Genomic DNA, 14878 nt, shown 5'->3' with positions numbered 1-14878 from the left:
GATTCTAAATACATAATCAAATTTGTTGTTTCATAGTTTTTCTTTTCCCCATTTATAAGATAGATAATGCATTAACGTGGTTTTACCTATTCCTGCACTACCGAGTAACAATACTTTACCTATATCAACTTGCATTCTGTTTATTTTCTCAACTATATTTTTTATTTCTGAGGTACTTTTATTAGTTAGATTTCTGCGAAGTATCGCAAACTTATTTTCTTCATTTAGTGACTTAACTATATTATCAATTTTTTCTTCTTGAACTTGATAATTTTTATCAAACAACTCCCTTATCTTTTCTTCCGTATCTATGGCTTTAAAAATATTCTCTATTTCTGCCGGTGATGAGACAGAAGTAGATTTCGGTACGTGGGCTAGTCCTTTTGTCGGCAATAGTCCTCAAAAGGCACAAAATAATCTAAGCGGTTATAAATCTAACTCAACCAGCAGTACTGTCGGTTTTGATAGTTGAATAGGCGATGATTTCTTACTTGGCGTTGCTAGTGCATGGCACACGAACTCTTACGACTGATATGGCACTGAGATTAGGTAAATATTTTCACACTTCAGCCCAGTTATGGATTAATTTACAAGCAAGATATGATTTAAAATTAACCTAGCGTAATGAATGGCCTCATATTAAAATCGTATTCGTACTATGGAAACAGCAAGAAAAGCTAGTTGATCATTTCCTAGCAACGGCAAAAGATTCAGGATGTCTTATGGCAATATCGATATCCTGCATAAATCTTATTCTTATACTGTCGCTTGTACCAAGTGCATAAGGGTTAACTAACACATCTAATACGCCCCATTGCCCGACATAAAATATTAAATAATACTTTTTATCACGGAGTAATACATTATAAAAAAGGCAACAAATACTACCCTCATATTTACAAGCCTATTGTTACTAAAGAATTATAGAACAAATAGAAAAAGTTTTTGCATCAATGTATATTGAGCATGATTTATTGAGCAAAATAATTAAAAGTGTTAAAGAATCGGCAAAATATGAAAAAGATTATTATAACACAAGAATAACAGAATGAAATAAAGAGCTTATCAGTGTAAAAAATAGCCTTGATAAGCTTAGAAGTAAACTTTTAGACGGTATATTCACAAATGAAGAATACGAAGAAGATAAATATAAATTAACAACACGTCGTGATAAAGTAATGTTAGAGATAGCAGAGCATAATAAAGGTGATGATTGTTTTACGGACAAAATGATAGATATACTAAATTGTAGAAGTCAAGATTTGATCTTACAGACACTATAAATTTTGCACCTGATTGTCAGTTAAATTTTGACTGTCAGAGACGTATTCAAGATACAAGATTTCATTATTCTTTTCAACAGCTAATTTTCTACTATCCTTAAAAGTTTGCATAGGAGTTTTTCCATAACAATATTTTCCTGAATGTGGTCGCTCATTATTGAAATGCTCTAACCAAATATCAAGATCTAATTGTAAATCATCAAGATCTGTATAAATCTTTTTCCGCATAGCTGTATCAAAGAATTCTTGTTTCATGGTTTTATTAAAACGCTCACACATACCATTTGTTTGGGGAGAATATGTCTTAGTTGTAGTATGCTCTATACCTTCGATACTTAGAAACAACTCAAAAGCATGATGCTCTATATTCCCCTTATATTCTGACCCACGATCTGTAAGAATACGAAGTATTGGTATCCCTTGGGTCTCGTACCATGGTAACACGCGGTCATTAAGCATATCAGCAGCAGTTAAAGCTGTTTTATCAGTATATAGTTTAGCATCAGCTACCCTAGTATAGCTATCAATAAATACCTGAGAATAAACCTTACCTATACCTTTGAAATTACCTACATAATACGTATCCTGACATCCTAGATAACCTGGATGCTGCGTCTCAGTTTCTCCATGAGCTTCTCTTTCATTACGACGCTCCTCTAGCACTTGTAATTGAGATTCAGTAAGAACAATACCATCCTGAGCCATCTTTGCTTCTAATGCTTAAAGCCTTTTACTGATATTGTTTAAATCATTACGTAACCAAATTGATCGCACTCCTCCAGGCGATACAAGTATACCGCTCTTCTTAAGCTCATTTGATACTCTTAGCTGACCATATGCTGGATATTCTATTGCCATATCCATTACTGCTTTCTCTATCGCTGGATCAACTCTATTCGCTATTATTGGCTTTCTTCGACTAATTTCATATAATGCCTCTTCGCCACCAGTTTCATACAGTGCTTTAAATCTGTAATAACTATCTCTACTATAGCCCATCGCTTTACATGCTGATGATATGCTACCAAGACTCTTAGCTAGTTCTAGTAACCCTATTTTTGGCTTTATTATTTTTTGATTTAAGTTCATTTTTCATCTCCATTTAATAATTAATTTATTTTACTAAATATAAGATATAATCTCAACTATTACAAATAAAAAAACTAAAAGTACACAAGGTTGCAGTACAAAGACAACAACCGTTGTAATCGGCATGATAGAGAGAAACGGTAACGCTAAGGCTCAAGTTATAACAAAGGTTAATTCAAAGACCATAGAAAAAATTGCAATAAATAATATTCTAATAGGGTCAACTATTTTATCTGATGAATGGGGAGCTTACAAGGTATTAGAAAAGTTATATAATCATGAATATATAAATCACGACTTAGGTAAATATATAAGAGAGTCTGTGTAAACACGATAGAAAGCTTTTGGGCGTTGTTTAAGCGTGGTATAATCGGACTCTTATTCTATTAGAAAAAAACACATAGAGAGATATTTAAACGAGTTTGTATTTAGGTGCAACCATAAAAACTATAATGTAAGCAATATGTTTAATGCTATACTTTTAAATACAGGTAATTATTTATTTTATAAAGCCTTGGTAGGTCGGTATGAAACTCAAAGTAGTTAAAAACGGAGAATTATCTTTTAACGAGGTTTTAGCAATGATAGGTCAAGCTCCGTTAAAAATTAATTCTCCAGAGATTGCAGAAGACAAAATCCCTAAACCATTTATAAAATTTATAAAATGGACAGGGGAAAAAGAAGCCTTATCAAAGAGTTGTGCTTACGCTTACCTGCTAGTTACAATAATCATTATGAGCCTTTAGGAGGAGCACTTTTTTTTGCACTCGTTCCAGGCAAAGCTATTATATCAGATATAAACTTAGATTTCATACAAGGCAGTTAAGGATGAAGCTCGAGCATTAATTGAGCTGTTAGCTAAGCATAAAGCTAATCACTCTCAAGATTATTACTATGCTGTTAGAAAGAACGCAAATAGCGATAACCCTATTGAGATAGCAACACGTTTCATATACCTTAACAACAAGACTTTTGTTATAATGTATATCATCCAGAACGTCACCCTAATTGCCTAGTTATAGAATCTAAGTGGCAACAATCAGGAGGATCGGTTGATGAAAATATACTTATCTTGTGCTAAACATAAAAAAACAAGGCATTTATGATACTATAATAATAATTGATGGTGATGGATATAAAAAAGAAGCCTTGAAATGTTTCAAGGATCAAGTTGGCAGTAATTTAATAGAAGTGTTTAGTATGTCTGAATTTACATCTTGGGTAAATAAAAAGAAAATATTAGGTTATACAAGTATATAATTCCCTTAATTTATTTCAGTACTTGATGCATATATTATTTAATTTATATTAACTGTTAATATACAGGGTTATTTATGTTAAAGAATTTTATATTAGTATTGTTGTGTATAAGTAGTTATAAATCTCTAGGAGAATCTAATAAGACCGATAACAATGTTTCAGCGATAGAAAGAAAAAAAGTTTCTAGTAATGATAAACAACTAAAACCTGTCTACTTAGAGCATTTTGATCTAACTTCGGATTTAAATCATACAGAAAAAAGCCTGTTGAGTTTAGAACCTTTATCACCTAATAATAACAATACGAAATCTATAATTGTAGATATTCAGGAGAATTTTGAAGGGCTAGATAGAGTTAAAGGGGATGATATTCGCACTGCAAGACAGAGAGAACTTGTTCAAAATAGTTTGCTAGGAGATTTTTTAGAGGGTTTTATTTCTCGACCGCCACCAACAATTTTAGGAGAGAAAATTCAAGATAGGAGAGGATTATATATTCAACAGACTAAAGCTAAAAAATCACCGAAATAATGCAGTAGAGGCGATAAGTAACAGCTTATTTATCAAGCATGCAGCTAATGATATAATAAGTCGATTAGGGATGATTGATAAGGATTTTTCGGATATTCTAGAAATATCGGCTAAATGCGGTTATCTTACGAGCTTACTAAAAAATGCTTATCGAAGTGCCGATATTACCGTAACAGATATGTCGCCTTTATTGCTTGATTCTTTTGAGCATAATCATAAATTATTAATCGATGATGAAGATTTAGCATTGCCAAAAGACTCTTTTGATTTAATTATTTATTCATTAGGGTTACACTGGATAAATGATGTACAACGCTTTTTATCTAATATAAGAATTTTTTTAAAGTCTGACGGTATTTTTATCGGTAATTTTGTCGGAGGAAATAGCTTAAAGAATTTACGTAAATCCTTAATAGATGCCGAAATAGCAAGTGATTTTAAGCACTCTCCTCATATTGCTCCTTTTATTCATTTTGATCATGTTCCGATTTTATTTTCGCAAGCAAGATTTGCCGAAGTAATTGTTGACTATGAAAATATAGAGCTAAAATTTGATAATCCTTTAGCTTTAATGAGAGAAATAAAAAATATAGGTGAGGCAAATTCACTAAATGCTAGTCATAATTATGCTATTTCTAAAAAGATGTTTTCTTTACTACAAAATTATACAAACGGCTTTGAAGATAATATTAATTTAATTAGTTTTATTGCTTCACCAAATAAGAATAGTATAAGATTAAAGTTGTTATAAAGGTGATAGTGGTGTATTTTAGCAGTATTACATCATTGCGAGGAAATTATGTAAGTAATTGACAAAGCAATCTCAGGATATTTGACAAGATTGCCACGCAGCCTATGGCTGCTTGCAATGACGATCCAACAATTTATTAAGGTCAAACAAATATGCAAGAATTTGATTTAGTGGTAATAGGTAGCGGTCCAGCCGGTTATACAGGCAGTATTAGGGCTGCTCAACTTGGTATGAAAGTAGCGTGTATTGAAAAAAGCGATACTCTTGGCGGCACTTGTTTAAATATAGGATGCATACCATCGAAAGCTTTACTTAATTCTTCCGAAAAATATGAAGCAGCTCTAAAACATTTTGAGAATATAGGTATTACTGCGGATGTAAAACTAGACTTACAAAAAATGCTAGCTAATAAAGATAAAGTAGTTCTTGATCTCACAAAAGGTATAGAAAGTCTCTTTGCCAAAAACAAAGTTACTAGGATAAAAGGTGAAGCTAAAATTAGTTCTAGTAATATTGTTGAAGTAAATAAAGAGCAAATTAAAGCCAAAAATATCCTAATTACTACAGGTTCCAGCGTCATAGAAATACCGAATATCAAAATAGACGAAGAATTTATTGTTTCATCTACCGGTGCTTTGAAACTTTCTAAAGTACCTGAGAACTTAATAGTAGTCGGCGGAGGGTATATAAGCTTAGAACTTGGTTCAGTTTGGCGTCGTTTGGGAGCTAAAGTAACGGTTATTGAGTATGCACCGAGCATTGTACCTATGCTTGATAAAGAAATTGCTACACAATTTATGAAACTACAGCAAAAACAAGGTATAGAGTTTAAACTGAATACTAAAGTGCTATCTGCTGAAGTAAAGTCAGGAAAAGTAAATCTAACAATAGAGGAGGACGGTAAGAGTTCAGTAGTAACAAGCGATGTTGTGTTGATGGCGGTAGGCAGAAAAGCCTATACGCAAAATCTAGGGCTTGAGTCTGTCGGTATTATTACGGATAAGCAAGGTAGCATTGAGATTAATGACCGGTTCCAAACAGCAGTTTCAAATATTTATGCAGTTGGTGATGTGGTAAAAGGAGCTATGCTTGCTCATAAAGCCGAGGAAGAGGCTGTAGCTGCCGTAGAAATTATGGCAGGGCAGGCAGGACATGTTAACTATAACTTAATTCCAAGCGTAATATATACTTATCCTGAAGTAGCAAGCGTCGGTGAAACGGAAGAACAGCTAAAAGAAAAAGGCATTAATTATAAAGTCGGTAAGTTTCCGTTTTTAGCAAATAGTAGAGCAAGAGCAATCGGTAGTACGGAAGGTATGGTTAAGATCCTTGCCGATAGTAAAACCGATAGGGTTTTAGGAGCTCATATTATAGGAGCTGATGCAGGTACATTAATTGCCGCGCTTACGGCTTATATGGAATTCGGAGCAGCTTCAGAAGATATAGCAAGAACCTGCCACGCTCACCCAACTTTAAGTGAGGCTATAAAAGAGGCAGCACTTAGTGTAGATAAGAGGACTATTAATATGTGATATATTTCTACGTCATTGCAAGGAAAAACTGTAAGTTTTGACGAAGCAATCCAAGCGTCCTGCTTTATGAGATTGCCACGCTCCTTGCAGTCGCGGCGTTGTTGCATGGCTTGAAAAACCAGTTCGGTGTCATACCGTGGCTTGACCACGGTATCCAGTAAAACCACTCAAAATACTAATAATATTAGTATTTTTAACTAGATCCCACGAACAAGTCGTGGGATGACAGAGATGAAGCGAGCCATACCACAAGGCCTTCAGTCGCTCGCAATGACGAATTTAAGGATATTTATGACCAAACAAGAGCTGCGTCTTTATTTCAAAGAATTTTTAATAAAAAACCAAGATAAGATTAATTTCGATTTAGTCAAAAACTCTCTAATCAATAAAATTAGCCGGTTATTACAGGAGTTAAAAGTAAAGACAGTAGGACTTTACTTTCCTCTAAAATGCGAAATTAACTTACTTGAAATAACAAACTTACATCCTGAAATAAGATTCTTCCTACCGAAAATCATAAAAAATGAGATAAAATATTGTTCTTATCATTATAACGATCAATTGGCTTTAGGGGCTTTTAAAACCTATGAACCTATAAATAATGATTTTTTTATTCCTGAGTTAGTTATTATCCCAGGACTTGCGTTTAGTAAGGAGGGTTATAGACTTGGATACGGCCAAGGACATTTTGACCGATATCTTAATAATAACCGAAATATATTAACCGCCGGAGTTTGTTTAAAAGAACAATTAATAGATAATTTTCTGATTGAATCTCATGATCGTAAGCTTAAATTTATGATTTCGGTATAATAACCTTAACTTTTTATTGTATAAAATATTAATTTATATTTAATTATAAAAATCAACTTAGGGTAAAATGGTTGATATAATAAAAAAATTGTCGTATTGATTGGTGTACCTTTTGCTTTTTTTGCACAAGCAGTTGGAGATTGGCTAGAAACAGGACAAATATCCGGCGATACTCAGACTGGAGATATTTGCTTTCAATTAGCATTAGTAGGAGTAGGGACACTTATCATAGCCCAGGCATTTAGTAACTTGCCTGATTATGTATACAACGAATATGTCAAAGTAGTACAAGATAGTGAGATATAAGTTACATTAGTTGGCTAATTTTTTTCTATTCATAATAGGCTACAAGTTATTCGATTTATAGCTTTTTTCTTATAAGTTATTACACAAACTTATTATTTCATCTTTATATTTTTGTTTGTGTAAATATTTGCTTTTTAAATTTAGATTTTTAAAATCCTTGTGATTCAATGGCGGGTATTTACTAAGCTTTATTAAATCTTCATCTAAAATAAAATGCTTACGAGGAATATTTATAGTTTGTGCATTCTCTTCACGATAAGCTGCAAGCATTTGAATTTTGTGATTAAAACTCTTATCATCACTTCCATATTTTATTTTTTTCCAAGCATCTTTCGGCTCAACCTTATAATTTCTAACATCTAATAAAGCACTAAGAGTAGTTTGATATTTATTAGTTAAATTATTTCTAACAATTATATTATTTAACTCTTTATATATCTTATACAAATACTCCACGTCTAACATTGCATAATTTAACATATCACTAGTAATAGGGCGTTTTAGCCAGTTAGATTTTTGGTGGGTTTTATCGATAGTAATACCGATTAGCTTATAGCAAAGGTCATCATAGCTTAGCTGTTTACCGAATCCGCAAATATTTGCTGCAATTTGTATATCAAAAACATTAGCAGGTAGTGTTTTAAATAAATTATAGAAAATCTCTAAATCTTCACGAGGAGCATGAAATATTTTAGTAATATTATTATCTGCAAGCAGCTTATTAAAAATATTCAGATCTAAATTGCTTAATGCATCAATTATTCCGCAATATTCTTCTGCTTTAACTTGAATTATACTAAGCTGAGTATAATAAGTATAGCGACGCTCAAATTCCGTATCTATGCTTAAGCATGCCTTATTTGCTAACCAGTTACAAAATTCTTCTAATGTTTTTTGATTATCGATAATTTGCATAGAAGCTATTTATAAAGCTCCGATAATTTTTAAGAAAAGATTAGTATGAGATAACGACAGAACCACTTCAAGACCGATTAAAATAATAATAATCCACTCAAGTTTGGTGGAATGTTTATAATTAAGATCGTTTGAAAGAATGTCTAAAAGCTCGTGAATCATATTAAGACGATGATTCATTATATTTTGCCGTATTTCTATGTCTTGAAACTCTGCTGTCATGAGATATAGAGGCTCATAACTCGGACGACGCCAAAAAAATTCTGGAGTATCGAATATATCGCTATGCAAACTGATTGAATAACGCTCGTTAAATAATATACCTATTTGCTGTAATATCTCCTTTTTAGAAAGCGATACGCTACCGGTTCTAGCTAGTTCCTGTTGTATAGGGGTTGTCTGAACAATCAAGTTACTAACAGATTGCTCAAGAACGCTAAGTTTAACCGATTGTGCAAGAGCATGGGAAATAGAAAGTTTAACAAAAACTGATTTATCTGCTAAGATTATTTTATTTTTTTCTTCATCAATAAATGTTTTCTTGACTTCCGTATTATATTCAAAATAAATATAATCGGATACCGGCTCTTTAAGCTTATTTACTGGTACTAAATCAGTATCGCTTAAAACTATTTTTTCTTGAATTTCATCGCCGCCCCAAATAGTTACACAACCAAACGGAAAGAAAAATATCTCTATAAAATCAGAATCTTTATTTATCTCTTTCCGAATATATAAAACATCATCAAAATGTTGAGGTTCAAGACCAATCTTTTTTAAATTAGTAACTAGATCACTCATCTTATATTCGGAAGAAGTACAGTAAGATGAACATCTCATGATTATTAAGTTTAATTTATATAAATTTAGAGTATAGTAGTTAGGAACCTATAAAGTCAATAATATTATAATTATGTATGAAATATTAAGTAATAGAGAAGTTATCAAAATAATAGGTTTCGATTCCGTAAAGTTCCTACAAAATCTCATTACTAACGATATTTGTAAGAGTATAGTCAATTCAGTTGAATTCGGATACAAGGAGCGAGGAGCGAAGCCTATAATAATAGGCGAGACGACGAGTAACGCAGTAGGCGAGTCCAAATCAATTGACTATAATTATTGCTATACTTATTTGCTTAATAATCAAGGAAGATATTTATTTGATTTTTTCGTGTATGTTCATAACCCTGAGGAAATTTACCTTGATATTGATAAAAGTAATAAAGCTGCTTTGATAGAGTATTTAAACTTCTATAAATTTCGCTCAAAAATACAAGTAATAGATTGTAGTAACGAATATAAAGTTATCTACTCACTTCAAAAATTAGATATAGATTCGCTAATTACGGTTCGTGATCCTCGTTATGCTAAGCTTGGTTTCCGCTCAATAAATAAGCTCGATGTCATACCGCTGTGCGGTATCCAGACAATAATTAAAAAAGACTGGATCTCGTGGTCAAGCCACAGGGTGACAGAGGGGGAACCGCCCCCCTCAACAACATCTCCCCGTGAAAACGGGAATCCAATATACCTAGAAGATAAATATAATTTTGCAATAATAGATGGTGTGGAAGATTTAATCACAGATAAATCTATTCCAAATATGTATGGTGCTGAGGAGTTAAATGCAATTAGTTTTGATAAAGGTTGTTATGTCGGGCAGGAAGTGATTTCAAGGGCTAAATATCAAGGAGTTATAAGAAGAAAGATATATAAAATTACAGCAGATGAAGATTTATCTTCATTAGTTAAAGATGAAGAAATACTCGCAGATAACAATAAAATCGGCGTAATATGCTCAAGTTATCACAATAAAGCAATCGCCTTAATCAGAGAAGAAAAATATCTTGCCGATAAAGAAGCTGATGTTACCGTTAAAGGGATTAAAATCAACTTATCTCTCGCACCTTGGTATTAAATAATAGTTAATTTTTTAATAATTACTTGACATTTATCAAGTTTTCATGTATTATTATAATTAGGCACATTAGATTAGACACATTAGACACAAACCATATTTCATGGTATTTTTTATAAAAAATTAATATAAATTGGAGACTTTTATGTATACACCTTTTCAATTATTAACTTCAGGAAACATACAATTAATACCGGCTATATTAAACAGAACTAATGTTAACAACAAACTTAATATTTTTGAAGCTCTTTGTAGTTTAATACCTCAACAATAAGATCAGAATGTTAAAAATGTTTTAGAAAATATTGCTGTACAGATATTAAACAAAATGATCCTCATCCCTGACACTAATTGGGATAAGAAAGATACAAACGGTAATACTATACTTGAATGGGGTATTTGGAGTAATAGCTCCAATGTTATTGATGTATTTCATCATAACCCTGCACTTATGGCAAAATTTGTTTCAACTGAGAAAGCACAAATTCATAATTTTTTCCGTGTTGCTATGGAGTCGCATATTTCTGATGATTTCCGTAAGACACAAATTGAAAAACTTACACAATTAGGTTTAGATATTAATGATCTTGGTCAAGATAATCATATTGCTTTATATTCTACAATAAATATCCGCTTATTACTAATAATCCGAGTAATCAAAATATAAGTTTATTTCAAACTCAAATGGATAAATATTATAAAATAATTGAGAATCTAGTTAAATTTGGTGTTAATCCTTCGCTTGAAGCAAATAATATATTAAATTTATTAGCTACCGGTACTTTACAAATACAAAATACAATATCTAAAATGTCCGATAACGGTCATAAATATTTAGCTCAAGCAGGTTTTAAAACTTTAATAATGAATGTAAAGGAATTAGTAGAAAAAACATTAGGAAAGTGTAACCTTAAAAATTCTACCGGCGGTAATAATATGATTGCTACGCTTGGTAATATAATATGGTCTATTAAACAAGATATTTCAAAAGCATCCGGTCAAGAAAAAACATTGTTAATCAACAATTTTAAAGAACTGAAATCTTTAGCTGAGCCTATAATAGAAAAAATAGTAAAACTTCTTAGAAAAATGCATAAAAATACGCATACAAAACCTGATGTAAATTTCTATGATAAGAGTGGTAAAACACCACTTGATTGGTATAGCGATTAACGCTACTAAAATCGTAGAAACTTTAATAAAAAATGGCGGTAATGTAAATCTTCAGTGTACTCAAGATGCAGCTACTCCTAGCCATAGATTATTTTTAAACAATTCAAAAGTATAATGCTAGTAACCCAAAACTGCCAACTCTAAAAGCATTATTAAATAAAGAAAACAAGCCACCATTTGATCCAAGTATCAAGATGGTAGGTAATAAAAACGGCAGCAGATGTATGAGAAGAGAAAAAAACAGCTATAGTTGATGACAATGATTGTCATAATGCACTTGATGAGTACACAACTTGGTATAATAACGATTATACTATAGCATCATTAGGTCAGGGCAGTAGAAGTTTAATCTTTATGAATAAAAATGAGTCTTGTATGTCATTCCTAGCTAAAAGCGGCCTTATTGCATGGCTCGTTTATGTCATGCCCGCAGAAGCAGGAATTTCAGCATAAAGCGAGCTTTAAAAAAAATCTTTTAAAAAGTTTTGAAGTACTGGATTCCCGCCTACGCGGGAATGACATCGAGTCTTATGACACCCATGTGTATTCGTAGGAATGACATACTTTTTTAACTCCACAAAAATATTGTTTGTTTCTTTTTTTATCTTTATTATTCTTTGCATAGAAAATCCCTATAACTTAACTCTATGCCAAATATAGATCTCCTTATTTTTACTAGCTTTTTAGCGATTAATTTGCTAGTTGGACTTCTAAATATCACAAATATAAAAAATATTTGCGAATATGCGATAGGAACAAGGAATTTTTCTACAGGTACAATAGTCGCAACTCTTATTGCTACTTGGATCGGTACTAGTACTTTTTTAATCGATAATTCAAGAATATATACGGACGGATTATTGTACTTATTACCTAGTATATTCGGTAGCGTTGTTAGTTGGTTATTAATTAGTGACTTTATAGCTCCTCGTTTTGAGAATTTTTTGGGTAGCTTATCGGCAGCAGAAATAATAGGGGAGGCGTATGGTAACAAAGTTCGTATTCTTACGTAGATAGTTAGTATATTAATGTCTATAGGTAGGATTGCCATGCAATTCCACGTAGCAAGTTTAATATTACAGCTATTCTTTAACATTTCAAATTTGTACATAGATTTATGTATTGCCACTGTAATAATAAGCTATTCTGCTTTTGGCGGTGTAAAATCGGTTACTTTTACCGAAGCCGTACAGTTTTTTACTTATAGTGCAATTATTCCAGTAATAGGAATTGTCGTATGGAATGTTTTTAGCGATCCGCATATAGTTATAGACTCAAATGTACAAACTCGTCTTACTGATTTACAAGGATTGTTTCACTATACTAGTCCTAAATTTTGGATTTCTTTAAATATTTTTATATATTTTGTGATTCCGTCACTTGGTCCTTCAATTTTTCAAAGAATATTGATGGCAAAAGACACAAGGCAAATATCACGAACATTTTTTATTTCGGCAGTTATTTGTCTTTTTTTATCCGTTTTATTCATTTGGATTGCAATATTATTATTGTCTCAAGATCCGGTAGTTAACACCAATGAATTGTTTTTACGGATCATTAAAAGTTATATAGGATTTAAGGGGTTAATAGTCGGCGTTATTATGGCAATGATAATCACAAGTACAAACTCTTATATTAACGTTGCAGTGGTAACTTTTACTAATGACATAATTAAAAAAGCTTCATTAAATTATAATTATATAACCGCAATTACTATAGGATTAATAGGTTTTATTATATCGCTCTACACTAAAGATTTAATAAATCTATTTTTATTATTGACTAGCATCTATTTACCGCTAATCACTTTGCCGTTAATTTTGTTAATATACGGTTTTAAATCAAGTGCCAAAAGTTTTTTTTATCGGTATGATTACTGCAATATTAACTATTATATTGTGGCAAATATTTTCTTTAAGAGCAGTTCTAGGTATTTATCCGATACTACCCGCAACTATTGTAAATTTACTCTTTTTCCTTGGAAGCCATTATATTTTAAAGCAACCCGGAGGGTTTAGTTCTTTAAAAGAGCCGCTAACCGTTAAAATAATCAGGCAAGAGAGAGAAAGAAAAGGTTTGACTTTATTTCGTGATCTTAAGAATTTTAACATCTTTAAATATTGGGAAAGTACCCTACCAAATCAAGAAATTACTTATAGTTATGTCGGTATATTTATTTTAATATCGATGTTCTCATCTTTATATATCACATCAGGTAGCAGAATAATGAACCATTTGGAGATATATAATATTATTTACCATACCACACTTATAACTGCTGCAATATTAATTACTTATCCTTTATGGTCTTTAAAGTTTCAAAAGAATTATATTATATCTTTATCTTGGTTTGTGGCTACTTTCGTTATATTAATATTTTTCGGTAGTTTACTTGTTATATCAAGTAGTTTTGATCAACTGCAATTAATGTGTGTGATAATTAACTTACTTATAATTGCAACGATATTCAGGTGACAAGCTACTTTACTACTTATGACCGTTACGTTTGCTAGTATAGAGCTTTATAAATATTTTATGGATGAGAAGTTATTAATTAGCATAGATAGTTTTCAATTCAAAGTAGTATATTCCTAACCTTATTTAGTAGCCTTTTAATAGTATGCTTAAAACCAAGGCAGGAGCAAGAAAAATTAGTTAACCTAAAAAATACTCATCCAGTCTTAATGATGCACTCAATAAAAAAGATATAAACTTAAGCGAATTGCTACATGAAAGGATTAAAATATGTAAGAAATTATATCTAAACGGCAAAATCTTAAATTTTGTATCTGATATTGAAAAGAATATAATAATTATATTCTTTTCAATTTTAACTGTGATCCTCATTATATTAAACACACATTCGATAATCTAATAATAAATGCTATCAGCTATTGTAGTGAGGGAATAATAAAAATTGATCTACACATGCGAGAAAATAATATCTTGTTTTATAGTATAAAAGACGATGGAATAGGAGTACTGAAAGAGGAATTGCAGAGTATATTCGGTGTATTTGTCGTAAGCTCTAAAACACGTACGGCAGGAGGTAGAGGAGTAGGACTTGCATTATGTAAGAAAGTAATAGAACTGCACGCCAGAAAAATTTGGGCAGAAAACGATAAACAGGGAAAGACTACTTTTATTTTTACGATGCCTTTGTAATTGAAAATGTCATTCCGTTGATCACAGGAATACAGTACTGTTTGCTGTCATAACGTGCCCCGCCACGGTATCCAAAAAACAACTTATAACACGCATTTTTTAACATTTTTACCGGATACCGTGGCAGGGCCACGGTATGA

Annotated in this window: 16 protein-coding genes and 3 pseudogenes; 15 read left to right on the top strand and 4 right to left on the bottom strand. The window is 31.7% G+C overall.

What is annotated here, in order from left to right:
- Nucleotides 1-30 precede the first annotated feature (30 nt).
- A complete protein-coding gene (locus RPR_RS08635) occupies nucleotides 31-393 on the bottom strand; it encodes a hypothetical protein (protein WP_187145781.1) in 363 nt (120 codons plus the stop codon).
- Between RPR_RS08635 and RPR_RS09775 the strand changes: the two genes are divergently transcribed.
- Together RPR_RS09775 and RPR_RS09930 are read left to right on the top strand one after the other, a co-directional pair.
- On the top strand, nucleotides 323-472 hold the full coding sequence (locus RPR_RS09775; RefSeq protein ID WP_317133660.1) for an autotransporter outer membrane beta-barrel domain-containing protein: 150 nt from the start codon (nucleotides 323-325) through the stop codon (nucleotides 470-472). The genes RPR_RS08635 and RPR_RS09775 overlap by 71 nt on opposite strands.
- 7 nt (nucleotides 473-479) lie before the next feature.
- Nucleotides 480-620: a HigA family addiction module antitoxin gene (locus RPR_RS09930; RefSeq protein ID WP_085065718.1), complete on the top strand. Its 141-nt coding sequence runs from the start codon at nucleotides 480-482 to the stop codon at nucleotides 618-620.
- Between the two features lie 657 nt (nucleotides 621-1277).
- On the opposite strand, the pseudogene RPR_RS05475 reads toward RPR_RS09930, so the two are convergent.
- Nucleotides 1278-2372: pseudogene (locus RPR_RS05475) on the bottom strand (IS481-like element ISRpe1 family transposase).
- A gap of 124 nt (nucleotides 2373-2496) precedes the next feature.
- On the opposite strand from RPR_RS05475, the gene RPR_RS05470 reads away from it, so the two are divergent.
- The 8 genes and pseudogenes from RPR_RS05470 (at nucleotide 2497) to RPR_RS05430 (ending at nucleotide 7564) form a co-directional block, all read left to right on the top strand.
- A complete protein-coding gene (locus RPR_RS05470) occupies nucleotides 2497-2700 on the top strand; it encodes a transposase (RefSeq protein WP_266105308.1) in 204 nt (67 codons plus the stop codon).
- A 199-nt stretch (nucleotides 2701-2899) separates the two neighbouring features.
- Complete coding sequence (locus RPR_RS05465; protein ID WP_014364794.1) at nucleotides 2900-3118, top strand: hypothetical protein; 219 nt, start codon at nucleotides 2900-2902, stop codon at nucleotides 3116-3118.
- 236 nt (nucleotides 3119-3354) lie between these two features.
- Nucleotides 3355-3632, top strand: a pseudogene (locus tag RPR_RS05455) (PD-(D/E)XK nuclease superfamily protein); the annotation flags it as partial.
- 74 nt (nucleotides 3633-3706) lie between these two features.
- A complete protein-coding gene (locus tag RPR_RS05450) occupies nucleotides 3707-4162 on the top strand; it encodes a hypothetical protein (RefSeq protein WP_012736876.1) in 456 nt (151 codons plus the stop codon).
- A gap of 31 nt (nucleotides 4163-4193) precedes the next feature.
- Nucleotides 4194-4913 (top strand): methyltransferase domain-containing protein, encoded by a 720-nt coding sequence (locus RPR_RS05445; RefSeq protein ID WP_228368922.1) that lies wholly within the window; start codon nucleotides 4194-4196, stop codon nucleotides 4911-4913.
- A 152-nt stretch (nucleotides 4914-5065) separates the two neighbouring features.
- Nucleotides 5066-6445, top strand: a complete 1380-nt coding sequence (gene lpdA / locus RPR_RS05440; protein WP_012736874.1) for a dihydrolipoyl dehydrogenase — start codon at nucleotides 5066-5068, stop codon at nucleotides 6443-6445.
- Between the two features lie 291 nt (nucleotides 6446-6736).
- Nucleotides 6737-7258 carry a 5-formyltetrahydrofolate cyclo-ligase gene (locus RPR_RS05435; RefSeq protein WP_012736873.1) on the top strand — a complete coding sequence of 174 codons (522 nt, stop codon included), beginning with the start codon at nucleotides 6737-6739 and terminating at the stop codon, nucleotides 7256-7258.
- A 96-nt stretch (nucleotides 7259-7354) separates the two neighbouring features.
- The gene (locus RPR_RS05430) at nucleotides 7355-7564 is read left to right on the top strand and encodes a hypothetical protein (protein WP_012736872.1); all 210 of its coding nucleotides are present in this window, start codon (nucleotides 7355-7357) and stop codon (nucleotides 7562-7564) included.
- A gap of 69 nt (nucleotides 7565-7633) precedes the next feature.
- On the opposite strand, the gene RPR_RS05425 is transcribed toward RPR_RS05430, so the two are convergent.
- The gene (locus tag RPR_RS05425; RefSeq protein ID WP_012736871.1) at nucleotides 7634-8479 is read right to left on the bottom strand and encodes a ribonuclease D; all 846 of its coding nucleotides are present in this window, start codon (nucleotides 8477-8479) and stop codon (nucleotides 7634-7636) included.
- 9 nt (nucleotides 8480-8488) lie between these two features.
- Complete coding sequence (locus RPR_RS05420) at nucleotides 8489-9280, bottom strand: RMD1 family protein (RefSeq protein WP_012150942.1); 792 nt, start codon at nucleotides 9278-9280, stop codon at nucleotides 8489-8491.
- Nucleotides 9281-9392: 112 nt separating this feature from the next.
- Here RPR_RS05420 and RPR_RS05415 point away from each other — a divergent pair, with 112 nt between their 5' ends.
- From RPR_RS05415 to RPR_RS09765, 5 genes and pseudogenes are all read left to right on the top strand, one after another.
- A complete protein-coding gene (locus RPR_RS05415) occupies nucleotides 9393-10400 on the top strand; it encodes a YgfZ/GcvT domain-containing protein (RefSeq protein WP_012736870.1) in 1008 nt (335 codons plus the stop codon).
- 145 nt (nucleotides 10401-10545) lie between these two features.
- A complete protein-coding gene (locus RPR_RS09535) occupies nucleotides 10546-10674 on the top strand; it encodes a hypothetical protein (RefSeq protein ID WP_014273554.1) in 129 nt (42 codons plus the stop codon).
- A gap of 54 nt (nucleotides 10675-10728) precedes the next feature.
- On the top strand, nucleotides 10729-11067 hold the full coding sequence (locus RPR_RS05410; RefSeq protein ID WP_012736869.1) for a hypothetical protein: 339 nt from the start codon (nucleotides 10729-10731) through the stop codon (nucleotides 11065-11067).
- Nucleotides 11068-11084: 17 nt separating this feature from the next.
- Nucleotides 11085-11573, top strand: a complete 489-nt coding sequence (locus tag RPR_RS05405) for an ankyrin repeat domain-containing protein (RefSeq protein WP_228368822.1) — start codon at nucleotides 11085-11087, stop codon at nucleotides 11571-11573.
- 647 nt (nucleotides 11574-12220) lie between these two features.
- A pseudogene (locus tag RPR_RS09765) lies at nucleotides 12221-14738 on the top strand (sodium:solute symporter family transporter).
- Nucleotides 14739-14878 lie beyond the last annotated feature (140 nt).

This window comes from Rickettsia peacockii str. Rustic (assembly GCF_000021525.1).
GTDB classification, from domain to species: Bacteria; Pseudomonadota; Alphaproteobacteria; order Rickettsiales; family Rickettsiaceae; genus Rickettsia; species Rickettsia rickettsii.
Note: the sequence above shows the minus strand (reverse complement) of the source record. Positions and strands in the feature narration are given on the sequence as shown.

Coding starts and splice junctions, on each gene's coding strand:
- RPR_RS09930 (WP_085065718.1), top strand. CDS start 480: ATGATTTCTTACTTGGCGTTGCTAGTGCATGGCACACGAACTCTTACG.
- RPR_RS05470 (WP_266105308.1), top strand. CDS start 2,497: ATGATAGAGAGAAACGGTAACGCTAAGGCTCAAGTTATAACAAAGGTT.
- RPR_RS05465 (WP_014364794.1), top strand. CDS start 2,900: ATGAAACTCAAAGTAGTTAAAAACGGAGAATTATCTTTTAACGAGGTT.
- RPR_RS05450 (WP_012736876.1), top strand. CDS start 3,707: ATGTTAAAGAATTTTATATTAGTATTGTTGTGTATAAGTAGTTATAAA.
- lpdA (WP_012736874.1), top strand. CDS start 5,066: ATGCAAGAATTTGATTTAGTGGTAATAGGTAGCGGTCCAGCCGGTTAT.
- RPR_RS05435 (WP_012736873.1), top strand. CDS start 6,737: ATGACCAAACAAGAGCTGCGTCTTTATTTCAAAGAATTTTTAATAAAA.
- RPR_RS05425 (WP_012736871.1), bottom strand. CDS start 8,479: ATGCAAATTATCGATAATCAAAAAACATTAGAAGAATTTTGTAACTGG.
- RPR_RS05420 (WP_012150942.1), bottom strand. CDS start 9,280: ATGAGTGATCTAGTTACTAATTTAAAAAAGATTGGTCTTGAACCTCAA.
- RPR_RS05415 (WP_012736870.1), top strand. CDS start 9,393: ATGTATGAAATATTAAGTAATAGAGAAGTTATCAAAATAATAGGTTTC.
- RPR_RS09535 (WP_014273554.1), top strand. CDS start 10,546: ATGTATACACCTTTTCAATTATTAACTTCAGGAAACATACAATTAATA.
- RPR_RS05410 (WP_012736869.1), top strand. CDS start 10,729: ATGATCCTCATCCCTGACACTAATTGGGATAAGAAAGATACAAACGGT.
- RPR_RS05405 (WP_228368822.1), top strand. CDS start 11,085: ATGGATAAATATTATAAAATAATTGAGAATCTAGTTAAATTTGGTGTT.